Origin of the sequence: Nocardia vaccinii NBRC 15922 (assembly GCF_001613305.1) — a bacterium.
Lineage (GTDB): Bacteria > Actinomycetota > Actinomycetes > Mycobacteriales > Mycobacteriaceae > Nocardia > Nocardia vaccinii.
In genome coordinates this window covers 71,005-85,172 of sequence record NZ_BDCC01000033.1, presented here as the reverse complement: position 1 = coordinate 85,172, position 14,168 = coordinate 71,005, and the positions used below count along the sequence as shown (strand labels likewise).

Annotated in this window: 12 protein-coding genes; 5 read left to right on the top strand and 7 right to left on the bottom strand. The window is 69.2% G+C overall.

Annotated elements, in window-relative coordinates; genetic code table 11:
* Window positions 1–27 precede the first annotated feature (27 nt).
* Window positions 28–471: a peptide-methionine (R)-S-oxide reductase MsrB gene (msrB, locus tag NV1_RS21655; protein WP_157117210.1), complete on the top strand. Its 444-nt coding sequence runs from the start codon at window positions 28–30 to the stop codon at window positions 469–471.
* A gap of 107 nt (window positions 472–578) precedes the next feature.
* Here the strand turns inward: msrB and hemQ are convergent, their stop codons facing one another.
* The 3 genes from hemQ to hemE all read right to left on the bottom strand — a co-directional run bounded on the left by hemQ (window position 579) and on the right by hemE (window position 4,381).
* Window positions 579–1,274, bottom strand: a complete 696-nt coding sequence (gene hemQ, locus NV1_RS21650; RefSeq protein WP_067894144.1) for a hydrogen peroxide-dependent heme synthase — start codon at window positions 1,272–1,274, stop codon at window positions 579–581.
* 370 nt (window positions 1,275–1,644) lie between these two features.
* Window positions 1,645–2,994 carry a protoporphyrinogen oxidase gene (locus tag NV1_RS21645; protein ID WP_067894654.1) on the bottom strand — a complete coding sequence of 450 codons (1,350 nt, stop codon included), beginning with the start codon at window positions 2,992–2,994 and terminating at the stop codon, window positions 1,645–1,647.
* 307 nt (window positions 2,995–3,301) lie between these two features.
* On the bottom strand, window positions 3,302–4,381 hold the full coding sequence (gene hemE, locus NV1_RS21640; protein WP_067894141.1) for a uroporphyrinogen decarboxylase: 1,080 nt from the start codon (window positions 4,379–4,381) through the stop codon (window positions 3,302–3,304).
* A 232-nt stretch (window positions 4,382–4,613) separates the two neighbouring features.
* Here hemE and NV1_RS21635 point away from each other — a divergent pair, with 232 nt between their 5' ends.
* A complete protein-coding gene (locus NV1_RS21635) occupies window positions 4,614–5,252 on the top strand; it encodes a DUF3000 domain-containing protein (RefSeq protein ID WP_084525609.1) in 639 nt (212 codons plus the stop codon).
* A 22-nt stretch (window positions 5,253–5,274) separates the two neighbouring features.
* Window positions 5,275–6,567: a ribonuclease D gene (locus NV1_RS21630; RefSeq protein WP_067894139.1), complete on the top strand. Its 1,293-nt coding sequence runs from the start codon at window positions 5,275–5,277 to the stop codon at window positions 6,565–6,567.
* Between the two features lie 47 nt (window positions 6,568–6,614).
* Here NV1_RS21630 and dxs read toward each other — a convergent pair whose 3' ends face one another.
* Together dxs and NV1_RS21620 are read right to left on the bottom strand one after the other, a co-directional pair.
* The gene (gene dxs / locus NV1_RS21625; protein WP_067894136.1) at window positions 6,615–8,504 is read right to left on the bottom strand and encodes a 1-deoxy-D-xylulose-5-phosphate synthase; all 1,890 of its coding nucleotides are present in this window, start codon (window positions 8,502–8,504) and stop codon (window positions 6,615–6,617) included.
* A 176-nt stretch (window positions 8,505–8,680) separates the two neighbouring features.
* Window positions 8,681–10,093, bottom strand: coding sequence for a class I SAM-dependent RNA methyltransferase (locus NV1_RS21620; RefSeq protein ID WP_067894133.1), 1,413 nt, complete (start codon window positions 10,091–10,093; stop codon window positions 8,681–8,683).
* Window positions 10,094–10,988: 895 nt separating this feature from the next.
* Between NV1_RS21620 and NV1_RS21615 the strand changes: the two genes are divergently transcribed.
* Window positions 10,989–11,663, top strand: a complete 675-nt coding sequence (locus NV1_RS21615; protein ID WP_067894130.1) for a potassium channel family protein — start codon at window positions 10,989–10,991, stop codon at window positions 11,661–11,663.
* Window positions 11,660–12,343, top strand: a complete 684-nt coding sequence (locus NV1_RS21610; protein ID WP_067894127.1) for a potassium channel family protein — start codon at window positions 11,660–11,662, stop codon at window positions 12,341–12,343. The genes NV1_RS21615 and NV1_RS21610 overlap by 4 nt, the downstream gene beginning before the upstream one ends.
* Window positions 12,344–12,349: 6 nt before the next feature.
* On the opposite strand, the gene NV1_RS21605 is transcribed toward NV1_RS21610, so the two are convergent.
* Together NV1_RS21605 and NV1_RS21600 are read right to left on the bottom strand one after the other, a co-directional pair.
* Entirely contained in the window at window positions 12,350–13,009 is a 660-nt protein-coding gene (locus NV1_RS21605; protein ID WP_373864643.1) for a sigma-70 family RNA polymerase sigma factor, read from the bottom strand.
* Window positions 13,010–13,423: 414 nt separating this feature from the next.
* Entirely contained in the window at window positions 13,424–14,011 is a 588-nt protein-coding gene (locus tag NV1_RS21600) for a DUF3159 domain-containing protein (protein ID WP_067894647.1), read from the bottom strand.
* Window positions 14,012–14,168: the final 157 nt, after the last annotated feature.

Genomic DNA, 14,168 nt, shown 5'->3' with positions numbered 1-14,168 from the left:
GCACCGTCGTCTCATTAGAATCGGCCTATGAGTTCCGAGTCCGAGACGTCGCTGCCCGCACCCAAGATCGTGCTGACCCCGCAGGAATGGCGGGCCAAACTCAATCCGCAGGAGTACGCGGTACTGCGCGAGTCCGGTACCGAGCGGCCCTATACCGGCGAATACACCGATACCGAAACCGCCGGTGTCTACGAGTGCCGGGCCTGTGGTGCGGAACTGTTCCGCAGCACCGAGAAGTTCCATTCGCACTGCGGCTGGCCGTCGTTCTTCGATCCGGCGGATTCGGGTGCGGTGCTGCTGCGAACCGACGACTCACTGGGTATGCGCCGTGTCGAGGTGCTGTGCGCCAACTGTCACAGCCACCTCGGCCACGTCTTCGAGGGGGAGGGATACCCGACCCCGACCGACAAGCGGTACTGCATCAACTCGATCTCGCTGCGCCTGCACCCCTCGAACGACGCAACACACTGAGGCGACGGGGGAACAGTACGGCGCGAAACCGGCACCACGCATGACCCGATTTACCGGGGCTCGCGATGCTCGGCTCGAACCGCTAGTGCTCCGGGTTGCGACCGCGGTCAGGGCAGTGAGGCGATCAGCTGCTCGAGTTCGACTCGCGGACCGGTGAAGAACGGAACCTCCTCGCGCACATGTCGCCGGGCCTCGGTGGCGCGCAGATCCCGCATCAGATCGACGATGCGATGCAGTTCGGGCGCCTCGAACGCCAAGATCCACTCGTAGTCGCCGAGGGCGAAGGCGGGAACGGTGTTGGCACGCACGTCGGGATAATCGCGGGCCTCCTTGCCGTGGTCGGCCAGCATCTTGCGACGTTCGGCGTCGGGCAGCAGATACCAGTCGTACGACCGCACGAACGGGTAGACGCAGAGGTAGTTGCCCGGCTCCTCACCGGCCAGGAAGGCCGGGATATGACTCTTGTTGAACTCCGCGGGGCGGTGCACCGCGGCATTGCTCCACACCGGGGCGCTGGCCCGGCCCAGTTCGGTGGTGCGGCGCAGATCGGCGTAGGCGGCCTGCAGATCCTCGATACGGTCGGCATGCCACCAGACCATGAAGTCGGCGTCGGCGCGCATTCCGGCGACGTCGTACAGGCCGCGCACGACCACGCCCTTGTCGGCGAGACCGTCGAAGAACGCACGCGCCTCCTTGATCGCCGCCTCGCGATCCTCGCCCAATGCCCCGGGCTGCACCTGGAACACCGAGAACATCAGATACCGGATGGTCGAATTGAGCGCCTGGTAATCGAGTCGTGCCATACCCCCTATGGTGCCACTGCGGATCGTGCGGCGACACAGCCGCACCCGTTGCCGGGCAACACGCCGCGCGAAGCGGGTGCGGATCCAGCCAACGGGTGCGTCCATTGGATAGTTATGGACTCGTAATGCCTTGTGTGCCAGCATTTTTCGCATGACAACACCGACCGCCCACGACACTCGGCAAACCCTTGTCGACAGCGCCCCACCGGAACGGCCACGGTTCCCCGATCACGGTGTGAGAGATCGTTCGACCGCGCCAGGCGCACTCGAACGGGGCCTTCGTTCCCGCCTGCGGAGAGCATTCGCCCGATTCAGACGCGCGCGGAACTTCCTCGCGCCCGTCCGTCCGCGAGCACCCCGGAACCGCGGTTCAGCTCGTTCGCCCGGCGATGATCTGCTCGGCGGCGGCCGTACCCGATGCCGCGCAGGCCGGGACGCCGACACCGTGCAGGTAGGCGCCTGCCACCGCGAGGCCGGGCGTCGCGGCGACCGCCGATTCGATCGCGGACACGACCTCGGCGTGCCCGGGGGCGTACTGCGGCAGGCCACTGCGCCAGCGCTGGACCGCCGCGGCAACCGGCTGTATCGAGATCCCGGTCACCGTCGCCAGATCCTCGCTCGCGGCGGTGACGAGTTCGGCATCGGAGAGCGCCAGCAGGCTGTCGTCGCCGAACCGGCCGAACGAGGCACGCACGATCGCGACGTCGCGGTCGGCCAGGTGCGGCCACTTGCGACTGGACAGCGTGAAAGCCTTGGCCCGCAACGATTCTCCCGTGGCGACCAGGATGCCGGAGTTCTCCGGCAGCGGCGTGTCCGCCGGCAGCGCCAGCGCCACCACCGCCGAGGAGGACAGCTCGATCCGCGCGACCGCACGGGCGGCCTCGGGCACGGCCGAGACCAGCAGATCGGCGGTGACGGGTGCGGGTGTGGCGAGGACGACCGCGTCATACTCCCCTACCGGTCCCAGCCGCCAGCCGCGCGGGGTGCGCGTCAGATCCGCTGCGGCGGTATCGATGTCGAGTTCCGGGTTCGCGGCGCCCAGCAGCGCGTCGAGCAGGGCGCGGTAACCGTCGCGAATACCGCCGAAGACCGGTGTGGTCGAGGGCGGCGGCAGCGCACGCGACACCGCACGCGTCAGATTCGGAGCGCCCGCGTCGAGGGCCGCGGCCAGACCCGGCAGTGCGGACCGCACGCCGATCGAATTCGCCAGTCCCGCATACACTCCGCCCAGCAACGGCTCGACGCTGCGACTCACCACCTGTGCGCCGAACCGTTCGGCCACCAGGTCCGCAACCGAAACGTCGTCGCCTGGCGTCCAGTGCAGCGGTCGGTCCGGCTCCGCGGCGATCTGCCGCAGCGTCGCCTCGTCGACCAGGCCGGCCATGGAATCCGCCTGTGTGGGAATGCCCATCAACGTGCCCGTCGGCATGGGATGTGCCGCGCCGCCGGCCCAGATCAGTGGCCGCCGCCCGGAGGGATGCACCAACTGGTCCTCGAGACCCAGCTCGCGCAGCAGAGCCGGGATTTCGGGCCGCCGCCCGACGAAGGCCTCCGCGCCCAGATCCACCGGCCCGCCCGCGAGCATGCCGGTGTGCAGCGTCCCCCCGATCCGCTCGCGCCGTTCCACGAGCACCAATTCCAGTTCGGCTCCCAGCGCCGCCCGCAACCGATAGGCCGCGACCAGCCCGCTGATCCCCGCACCGACCACCGCGACCCGCATCGACCACACTCCTCACCGCGCCGACGAACCCGCCTCACCGAGCCCGTACCGAACCTACTCGGCGAATCGCAGCCACCGCGTCCGACCGCCCCTGGACATCCGATTATTGGCCCCGCCGCCTGTACTGACCGGCGAGCAGTGCCGTGTCGAGGCCGCGGCCCTCTCCCGGAACGTCTACGAGCGGACCGCGAGCAACGCCATGAGTCGATCAGCCGCGCGAACCCGCCCGCGAGCACACACATAGCCGACGTGGGGACCGGACGTGCGTTCGATCAGCACGCACCCCACCTTGCCCCGGGGCACCGATTTACAGAGGCAGGCTGTGGACCAGGTCCACCACGGCAGTGATGGCGCCCGGATCGGTATCGGGTAGGACGCCGTGGCCGAGGTTGAATATGTGACCCGCCGCGCCGAGGGTGATCGCTTCGTCCGCTTCATGGGCGATGCGGCGCACCTCACGCTCGAGCACCTCGGGTCCAGCGAACAGCGTGGCGGGATCGAGATTGCCCTGCAACGCCTTTCCAGGTCCGACGCGGCGCACGGCCTCGGTCAACGGGACGCGCCAGTCCACCCCGACCACATCGGCTCCGGCCTCGCCCATCGCGCCGAGCAGCTCACCGGTACCGACGCCGAAGTGGATGCGCGGCACTTCCGGTCCGGTGATCGTGGCGACCTCGGCGAAGACCCGCTCCGAATGCGGCAGGACGAACTCCCGGTACTGTGCCAGCGACAGCGCGCCCGCCCAGGAGTCGAACAGCTGCATCGCGTCCACACCCGCGGCCAGCTGGGCGCGCAGGAATTCGATGGTGATATCGGTGAGCACACCGAGCAACTCGTGCCAGGTGTCCGGATCGGCGAGCATCATCGCCTTGGTGCGCTCATGGTGTTTGCTGGGTCCGCCCTCGACCAGATAGGACGCGAGAGTGAAAGGGGCACCGGCGAATCCGATCAACGGCGTATCGCCGAGCTCGCCCACCAGCAGCCGCACGCCCTGGGCAACCGCACCGACCTCCTCGTGTCGCAACCGCGGCAGCGCCCGCACATCAGCGGTCGAACGCACCGGATTCGCCACGACCGGCCCCACCCCGGCCACGATATCCAGGTCGATCCCGGCCGCCTTGAGCGGAACGACGATGTCGGAGAACAAGATCGCCGCATCCACCCCGTGCCGACGAACCGGCTGCATGGTGATCTCGCAGACCAGCTCCGGATCGAAACAGGACTCCAGCATGCCGATCCCGGCACGCACCTCGCGGTACTCCGGAAGTGACCGCCCGGCCTGTCGCATGAACCAGACGGGACGCCGCGTCGGGCTCGCTCCACTGGCAGCGGCGAGGAAGGGCGCGTCGGACAACCGGCGACGTATTGGTGTGCTCATCACGGCCATCGTATGCGACCAGCGACACCACCCCTAAGCGCCACTCGAACCCCCACATCACCCCAATTCTCCGGTTTGCGGCGGAGCTCCTCGACCGGACGCGCGACAGGTACCGAGGCCGGTTACCCGACACGGCGCGGGTGCCGCGCCTCGAGATACCGCAAACTGCCGCCGTGGTGCGGAGGCCGCGTCACGGCGCGCCTCCGGTCTTACCGACCGGTTCGGGGATAGGTTCACATTCGTGACACCGCTCGACTTCCGCGACGGCGCCGCACCGACCCCGGGCCCAGCCGGCGAACCCGCCCAGTTTCGCGCCGCGGTCGATGCGATGGGCACCGCATCCGTGCATCCCCGGATCGAGCTTGCACCGATTCGACCACCGCAACGCTTGGCCCCGTATTCGTATGCCATCGGCGCCGAAGTCAAGCACCCGGACACCAATGTGATCCCCGTCGATTCCGAGGACGACGCGTTCGGCCGGTTGATCCTGCTGCACGATCCGAACGGCCAGGACGCCTGGCACGGAGTGTTCCGGCTCGTCGCCTACATCCAGGCCGATATCGATGCGGCCCTGGCCGGGGATCCGCTGTTGCCGGAGGTCGCCTGGAGTTGGCTGGTGGACGCGCTGGAATCGCGCGAGGAATCGTTCACCGCGCTGGGCGGCACCGTCACCTCGACCAGTTCGATCCGGTACGGCGATATCGCCGGGCCGCCGCGCGCCTATCAACTGGAGTTGCGGGCCTCCTGGACCGTGGACTCCACCGAACTCGGACCGCACGTCGAGGCATTCTGCGAAGTACTGGCCTATGCGGCCGGTTTACCGCCCGCGGGCATCACTCATTTGCGGCCTCGTCCGCAGAACACCGACGACCAGTTCTGACCGCGACGTAGAGTTCTTGGCTATGTCAGTTGCCGACGAGTCCGCGAAGTTCCAGGGCGAGGACCGGGACGTTGCCGCCGTCCCGCTGCTCGAGCCCGCCGAGGGCGTGCCCCCGGTCACGGATACGGCGCGGGCCGTCGAAGAGGTAGCGGCGCGATTGGCCGCCGGTACCGGACCGCTGGCGGTGGACGCCGAACGCGCCTCGGGATTCCGCTATTCCAATCGTGCCTATCTGATTCAGTTGCGCCGCATGGGTTCCGGGACCGTGCTCATCGATCCGATTCCGGTGGCCGACGCACTCGAACCGCTGGCCGAGGCGATCAACGATCTGGAATGGGTGCTGCATTCGGCCGATCAGGATCTACCCGGGCTGGCCGAGCTCGGCTTACACCCGGCGCGTCTGTTCGACACCGAATTGGGCGGGCGGCTGGCCGGATTCGAGCGAGTGGGTCTGGCCGCGATGGTGGACAAATTGCTCGGCCGCGAGTTGCGTAAGGGCCACGGCGCCGCCGACTGGTCCACCCGCCCGCTACCCGACGATTGGCTCAACTACGCCGCACTCGACGTGGAACTGCTGCTGGACCTGCGCGAGGCGGTCGCCGAATCACTCCGCGATCAGGGCAAGACCGACTGGGCGGCACAGGAATTCGAACACGTCCGCACGATCGAACCCGCCGCGCCGAAGCCGGACAGGTGGCGGCGCACCTCGGGCATCCATACCCTGCGCCGCCCGCGCCAGCTCGCGGTGGTACGCGAATTATGGTCCACCCGTGACAATTTGGCCCGGTCCAGGGATGTCGCACCCGCACGGATCCTGCCGGATTCGGCGATCGTGGCGGCGGCGGCCGCGGATCCGAAGAATATTGCCGCACTGCGCGCCCTTCCGGTCTTCGGCGGCCCGCGCCAACGCCGGTACTCGCGGGAATGGCTCGGTGCGGTGGAACGCGCACGCGCTCTGCCGGATTCGGAACTGCCCACACTCAGCCAGCCGTTCGACGGCCCGCCGCCGGTGAACCGCTGGGAACGGCGCGATCCGGTCGCCGCGGCCCGCCTCGCCGCCGCTCGCGTCGCCATGAACGAGCTGTCGGCGCGCTATGCGATCCCGGTGGAGAACCTGCTGACCCCGGACCTGCTGCGCCGTCTCTGCTGGGATGGGCTGCCCGAATTCCGTTCCGGCACAGTGCCGGACGATCCGGTCCGCGCCATCGATGCCTATCTGACGGCCTGCGGGGCCCGGCCCTGGCAGCGAGAACTCGATGTCGCGCCCCTGGCCGCGGCACTGTTCGCCGGCCAGCCCAGCCCGCCTCGCAACTGACGACCACCGCCGAGCGCGGCTCGGCGGCGCGGGCTCGGCCCGAGTCCTCAGACCCCGCCCAGCCAGCCGGTGATGCGCTGTGCGATATCGGGTGCGGTGAGGCCGAGTTCCTCGTGGATCTGCGCCCGGGACGCGTGGTCCAGGAATCGTTGCGGTACACCGATATCGCGGGTGGGTACGTCGATGCCGCCCGCGCGCAGCCGCGCAGAGACCGTGGAGCCGATTCCGCCGTGCAGGCCGCCGTCCTCCAGGGTGACCACCAGGCGATAGTTCTCGGCCAGTTTCATCACCGTGTCCGAAACCGGCAGGACCCAGCGCGGATCCACGACGGTGACCGAAATCCCTTCCGGTGCGAGCAGATCCGCGACCTGCATCGCCGTCCGCGCGAAGGGACCGACCGCGACGAGCAGGACGTCACCGTGCACGGTGTGCGCCGAACCGCCCTCGGGCATCCGCAGCACATCGACACCGTCCAGTCGCTCGATCGCCGAGATATCCTCGGCGACAGCGTCTTTCGGGAAGCGCAGGACGGTCGGCCCGTCGGCGACGGCGAGCGCCTCGGCCAGTTCCTCGCGCAACGTCGCCGCGTCGCGCGGCGCGGCGACCCGGATACCGGGCACGATGCCCAGCACCGACAGATCCCACATACCGTTGTGGCTGGCGCCGTCCTCACCGGTGACGCCGGCGCGATCCAGCACGAGCGTCACCGGCAGCTTCAACAGCGCGACATCCATCACCAACTGATCGAAGGCGCGGTTGAGGAAGGTGGAGTACACCGCCACCACCGGGTGCAACCCGCCCAGCGCCAGACCCGCCGCAGAGGTCACCGCGTGTTGCTCAGCGATGCCGACGTCGAACATCCGGTCGGGGAACCGCTCGCCGAATGGGGTCAACCCGGTCGGGCCGGGCATGGCGGCGGTAATGGCAACCACGTCGTCGCGCTGTTCGGCCTGGCGGATCAGTTCCTCGGAGAACACGGAGGTCCAGCCGACCGACTTCGCGGCAGTGGACCGGCCGGTCTCCGGATCGATCGAGCCGATCGAATGCATCTGGTCAGCCACGTGATCCTCGGCCGGTTGATATCCGCGGCCCTTCTGGGTGACCACGTGCACCACGACCGGGCCGCCGAAGTCCTTGGCACGCCGGAACGCGGCCTCGAGCGCGACGGTGTCGTGACCATCGACCGGGCCGAAATATTTCAGGCCCAGATCGCTGAACAGCTCCTGCGGCGCGACAGCGTCCTTGATCCCGGCCTTGAGCGCGTGCAGCATCGAGTACGCCGACCCGCCCACCCGCGGAATCCCCTGAACGAACCGCTTGGTCGCGTCGAGAGCCTGCTCGTAGGCGGGCTGCATGCGCAGTGCGCCGAGTCGATCGGCCAGACCACCGATGGTGGGCGAATAGGACCGGCCGTTGTCGTTGACGACGATCACCACCGAACGGTCCTGTCCGGCGGCGATATTGTTCAACGCCTCCCAGCACATGCCGCCGGTGAGCGCGCCGTCGCCGACCACGGCGACGACATGACGACGCTGCTTGGTCAGCGCGAACGCCTTCGCCAGACCGTCGGCATAGGACAGCGAGGCCGAGGCGTGCGAGGACTCCACCCAGTCGTGCGCGCTCTCGGCGCGGCTCGGATAGCCCGACAGACCGCCCTGTTTGCGCAGCCGGTCGAAGCAGTCCCTGCGGCCGGTGAGCATCTTGTGCACGTAGGCCTGGTGGCCAGTGTCGAAGATGATCGGATCCGCCGGGGAGTCGAAGATCCTGTGCAGCGCGATCGTCAGTTCCACCACGCCCAGGTTCGGCCCCAGATGACCACCGGTCACCGCGACCTTCTGAACGAGGAACTCGCGAATCTCCTCTGCCAGCTCACTCAGTTCCGGTGCCGTCAGCCGGCGCAGGTCCTCGGGCGTCTCGACCCGGGAAAGCACTCCCACCGCTATCGCTCCCTACTCCGGAGGTGTCGTCTGTTCCGAACAGTCTACGGAGCCGTCCGGGGAACCGATGACCGGAACAGCGACCTGGCCGCGACACCGGCGCGCCGTCAGCAACATCACACCGAACCCGCGGCCGGAGTGAGCATGCGCAAGGCACGCTCGAGGGCCCGGCGGCATCACCCGCGAATCGGCTCCAACAGGGCCAGGCATTCGACATGGTGGGTTGCCGGGAAGGCGTCGAAGGCGCGCAGACGAGTGGGCGCGTAGCCGTGGGCACGGTAGAGCGAGATGTCGCGGGCGAACGCGGCGGGATCACAGCCGATGTGCACGATGCGCGCCGGTCCCGCCGCCGTCAGCGGGGTGATCACCGCCTTACCCGCTCCGGCGCGCGGCGGATCCAGGACAACGACATCCGGGGTGGCACGGTGCATTCCGTCACTCAACCAGCGTTCGACGCGCTGCGCGTCCAGGCTCACCCACGGCATGTCGGTGAGCGCGGCGGAGCCGTCCGCCACGGCCGACCGCGCCGATTCCACGCCGAACACCGCGCCTTCCGGCCCGGCAGCCGACCCGATCCGCGCGGCGAATACGCCCGCGCCGCAATACAGATCCCAGGCTCGCATTCCCGGCGACGGATCCGCCCACTCCGCCACGACATCCGAATAGCATTGCGCCGCACCGCGATGCGGCTGCCAGAACCCGGTAGCCGATACCTCCCACCGCCGACCGGCCACGTATTGCACCGCCCGGCCGGTCCCCTCGACGACCCGTTCACTCCGGGGTGCGTGCGCCGCCGCTCGCCGAGCCGCGGCACCGCGACGATCACCCCCGCCGCGCCGACGATCACCGGCCCGGGCCGCACGCCACTCGGCACCGTGGCCGCGCCCGCCCCGCCGATCACCCGGCCGCCGCTCGCCTCCGGCCGGATTCGCCGCTCGCCCGATCTCGTCACGATTCGGCGTGCGGTCCGCGGGAGCCAGTTCGACGATATGCCGCACCCCGTCGCCATCCACCGCCACCACGAGATCCGCACCCGGCGTCCAAGTCCGCTCGGCGATCCCGGTCATCGCCCCCGAAACCGGTTGGGGACAACGCAGATCCGTGATGATCGCGGTACTTCGGAAGCCGTGCACACCCGCATGTCCCCGCGCGTCCACCGCCAGCCGGATCCGGGTGCGCCACCCGACGTCCGCCGCTCCTTCGCCCGGAAAGGGCTCCACCTCGACCTCGGTCTCCCACCCCGCCACCCGGCGCAACTGCTCACGCACAACCGCGGCCTTCAACTCGCGCTGCGCCGCGGGCGTGGCGAAGGAGAAGTCGCAACATCCCGCACCGCCGGGCCCCGACACCGGACACGTCGCGGGAACCCGATCCGCGGAAGCCTCGAGGATCTCCACCGCCTCCGCCCGGCAGAACGACCCACCCCGATCCTCGCTCACCCGAGCCCGCACCAGTTCCCCGGGCAAGCCGTGCCGCACGAACAAAACCCGCCCCTCGTGCCGCGCGACACAGAAACCCCCGTGCCCGGGAGCGCCCAACCGCACCTCGAAAACAGAACCCTCCCAACCTGTTTCGACACGCTTACTCATCGGCACGTCCCTCGCAACCACATTTGCCGCTCCGCCCGCTCACCGGCCACACCGTCCGCACGACAGGACCGCGCCCCTGGTCGGGGAGCGTCGCCCGCGCCCACGTCCCCGGATCGCCCATCGGACGACCTTTCCCACATCCCGATCTCCTCCCCGGAGCAGGCCCTGCTCACCCGAGCTCGCCCACCAGGCGAATCACACCGCGGGGAGAACGACTCCGGCCGGCCAGACGCTCCACGACGCCGCACAGCTCGGACCATGAGCACTCCCCGTGGACGTGCGGCACGCGCGCGATGCCCGTGCCGCGGGCCCTCGGACACGATGCAGACCTCCGGTTTCGTCGCGGCCGTGCTGATCGATCAGCAGCTTCACCGCGTGCACGCAGCCCGGGGTGCTGGTCGTGACAACCCGCCGAACGGGCCCGCGACATCGGGTCGTCGGGTTCCCATCCGGACGAGCCGACCGACGCGGAACGATCGCGGGCGGTTGCCGTGTTCCGCATCGGCGAGCGGACGAACCGCGACGGCCGCGCGCAGATGGCGGCGAACAGACTCGACTGCGCCGTAACGGGATGTGATCGACGGTCGCACGGTTGCCACACCTCGGCGGCTCCCGTCGCGAGGCGCATCCGGTCACGCGAGAACGGCCTGCGAGTCCGGATGCCCGGCAGGCCGGAACGGCGGCCGAGCGCAGCGGGAGCGCACCCGGAGGCAGTGGTGCGCGTCGAGGGGAACATTCCGGTCAGCATAGAGCTGTGAGAACGGCGACCTAGCAGCGTGTCGGGGGTTTCGCCGCGCGCGCCCAGGGGAAAGACGGTGCGAGGACCAGCAGCGGGTACGGTTCCTGCTGAACGAATCAGACCGCACACCACGGTTTCCGAAATGGGGTTGGCACGGTGTACGTAGTGATCATGGGGTGTGGCCGCGTGGGCTCAGCCCTCGCACGCGCACTGGTCCGGATCGGCCATCAAGTAGCCGTGATCGACCGCGACCCCAGCGCCTTCCTGCGCCTCGGCAAGGACTTCCCGGGCGAACAGGTGACCGGCGTCGGCTTCGACCGGGACGTGCTCCGGCGCGCGGGCATCGAAAGCGCGGGCGCCTTCGCGGCGGTTTCCTCCGGCGACAACTCCAACATCATCGCGGCGCGGGTCGCGCGGGAGACGTTCGGTGTGGAGCGGGTGGTGGCGCGGATCTACGACGCCAAGCGCGCCGCGGTCTACGAACGTCTCGGCATACCCACCATCGCCACCGTGCCGTGGACCACGGACCGGTTCCTGCGCACCCTGATCGGCGACGACAACGCGTCCTCCACCTGGCGCGACCCCACCGGTACGGTCGCGATCACCGAACTGCCCCTGCACGAGGACTGGTTCGGGCGCACGGTGCAGGCTCTGGAGGACACCATCGGCGCCCGGGTCGCGTTCATCATCCGTTTCGGCCAAGGGGTGCTGCCCACCCCCAAGACGCTGTTGCAGGCCGACGACACCGTCTACGTCGCCGCCACGTCCGGCCGCGTCGGCGAGGCGGTCGCCCTCGGCGCCACCGCACCCTCGAGCGAGGAGGAGTCGTGAAGGTAGTCATCGCGGGGGCGGGCGCGGTGGGCCGCTCCATCGCCCAGGAGCTATTGCGCGGCGGCCACGAGGTGATGCTCGTCGAACGACGACTCGATCACATCGATCGCAGCGCCGTCCCGGCAGCGGTCTGGGTGCACGGCGACGCCTGCGAGCTGGAGCTGCTCGAGGAGGCAGGGCTGCAGGACTACGAGGTAGTGATCGCGGCAACCGGCGACGACAAGGCGAATCTGGTGTTCAGTCTGCTCGCCAAGACCGAATTCGGTATCCGGCGGGTCGTGGCCCGGGTCAACGATCCACGCAACGAATGGCTCTTCGACGGGGCCTGGGGCGTAGATGTCGCCGTCTCTACGCCGCGCCTGCTGGCCTCATTGGCCGAAGAGGCCGTCTCCGTGGGCGATCTGGTGCGGCTGATGACGCTGCGGCAGGGTCAGGCCAATCTGGTGGAGATCACGCTGCCCGTGGACACTCCCCTGGCCGGGCGCGCCGTGCGGAGCCTGACTTTGCCGCGCGATGCGGCCCTGGTGACGATTCTGCGCGGCGGCCGGGTCATCGTGCCGCAGCCGGACGATCCGCTCGAGGGCGAGGACGAACTGTTGTTCGTGGCATCGGTGGAGGCCGAGGAAGAACTGCGCAGAGCCCTGGGCGTCAACGGTTTTCGCGCTCCGGCGATCTCCTGAGCGCACTCAGGGAGTCTCCGGCAGCAGTTCGTTCTCCCGCAGCCGCGCGCGCAGCTTGTTCAGCGCGCGGTGCTGCATGACTCGCACAACTCCCGGACTGGTGCCGATCGCCTCGGCGGTCTGCGCCGCGGTCCAGCCCAGGATCAGACGCATCACCAGCACCTCGCGATGTGCGGGCGTGAGCACCTGCATGAGCTCGAAGGTGGCGTGCCGCCGCTCGGCCGCCAGAGCCACCTCCTCCGGGCCGGGTGAGGTCGAGGGCTGGTCCGGCAGGTCCGCCATCGGATAGGCCGTGTGCTGCCCGGCCCGGCGGAAGGCATCGGCCACCTTGTTGGCCGAGATGCCGTAGACGAACGCCAGGAACGTTTTGCCCTGATCACGATAGCGAGGAATCGCCTGCACAGTCGCCAGGCAGATCTCCTGAGCGACATCATCGGCGGTGAGCTGCAGATTCCCACCCGACCCCAGCCGCGCCGCGCAGTAGCGCCGCACCAGCGGATGCACGATGCGCACGATATCGGTGACCGCCCGGTCGTCTCCGGCCGCGGCCACGCCGATCAGCCGATCCAGCTCCGCGGCGATCCGCTGGCTCTCCGAACGAATGGGCGCGGGGGCGCTGGGCCGTGACGATCCGGCCGTCCGCGCCGGGCTCTCCTGCGTGATCACTCGGATCCCTTTCGCCGATTCTCCATGACTCTCACGGAGAATCCTGCTGCGATCCGGGCCCACCGACCAGGCACCCCAGGGGTGGATTCGCCCTCACCCACCGCCTTTCTCACATCCGTGCTCCGGTCCCCGCGCTGCTGCGAATTCGCCCCTCGAGCGGAACGTTCAGCGGGGTCGCGGTTCAGCGGGGTCGCGACGAACAGGGCAGTTGGCGCCGATCGAGCGTCGACCGCCGCTACCGACATCTCGCCCGTACCCGGTGACGCTCGGCGCATTCGCCTGCCCCGACGACATCGGCCGCGGCTCTCCGGTGCACCGGGTCACGTCCGCGCAGCAGACGTTCCCAGGCATATGCCCGAATGAAGCAAAGCACCCACGCGCGGGGACGGATCTCCCGAGCCGGAAGGAAGTCGCTCAGTCGCGCTCGACCGGAGCGTGCCCGGCGCGACGCACCGCCCACACCGTGACCAGCAGCGCCAGAGCGGTCAGTGGCCAGCCCATGACAATGCGGGTGACCGCGAGCAGGCCGGTGCTGTTGTCGTTGTAGAAATGCGATTGGACCAGGTAGCGGGCGCCGAAGACGAGTACCCACACCAATGTCGCGAGGTCGTAGAGCCGTAGCGCCCGGCGATCCGAACGCCACTGCGTGCCATGCCCGTTCAGCACACCCCAGATCACCCCGGCCAACGGCCAGCGCACCACCAGCGATGCCAGGAAGACGCCCGCGTACAGCAGGCTGGCCCAGATACCGAACAGGAAGAAGCCCTTGGCCGCACCCATTCGATAGGCGATGAACGCGCATACGCCCACCCCCAGGAATCCGGAGATCGCAGGCTGCACGGGGTTGCGGCGCACCAGCCGCCAGACCAGGATCGCCGCCGCGACGCCCAGGGCGGTCCAGATGGCCGCGGCCAGACCCCACAGCGCGTTCGCCGGGACGAAAACCACGACCGGCAGCGTCGAGTAGATCAGGCCGCTGACACCGCCGAGTTGCTCGAGCAGCGTGTCTTCGCGATCCTCGGTGTCCGCGTCGTCGGTGTCCGCGTCGTCCGCGCGGAAGTCGTCCGCGGCGACGGAGCGCGTACCGCGTGCGGAATCGCCGCGAAGGGCGTGGCGCGGCCCGCGGTCAGCGGGTGCACGGGACGAGCCGGGCTGGTCG

Excerpts from the sequence above, each read along its gene's own strand:
- hemQ (WP_067894144.1), bottom strand. The coding sequence starts at position 1,274 with ATGGCACGACTCGATTACCAGGCGCTCAATTCGACCATCCGGTATCTG.
- hemE (WP_067894141.1), bottom strand. The coding sequence starts at position 4,381 with ATGGCCGTGATGAGCACACCAATACGTCGCCGGTTGTCCGACGCGCCC.
- NV1_RS21620 (WP_067894133.1), bottom strand. The coding sequence starts at position 10,093 with ATGAGTAAGCGTGTCGAAACAGGTTGGGAGGGTTCTGTTTTCGAGGTG.
- NV1_RS21630 (WP_067894139.1), top strand. The coding sequence starts at position 5,275 with ATGTCAGTTGCCGACGAGTCCGCGAAGTTCCAGGGCGAGGACCGGGAC.
- msrB (WP_157117210.1), top strand. The coding sequence starts at position 28 with ATGAGTTCCGAGTCCGAGACGTCGCTGCCCGCACCCAAGATCGTGCTG.
- NV1_RS21645 (WP_067894654.1), bottom strand. The coding sequence starts at position 2,994 with ATGCGGGTCGCGGTGGTCGGTGCGGGGATCAGCGGGCTGGTCGCGGCC.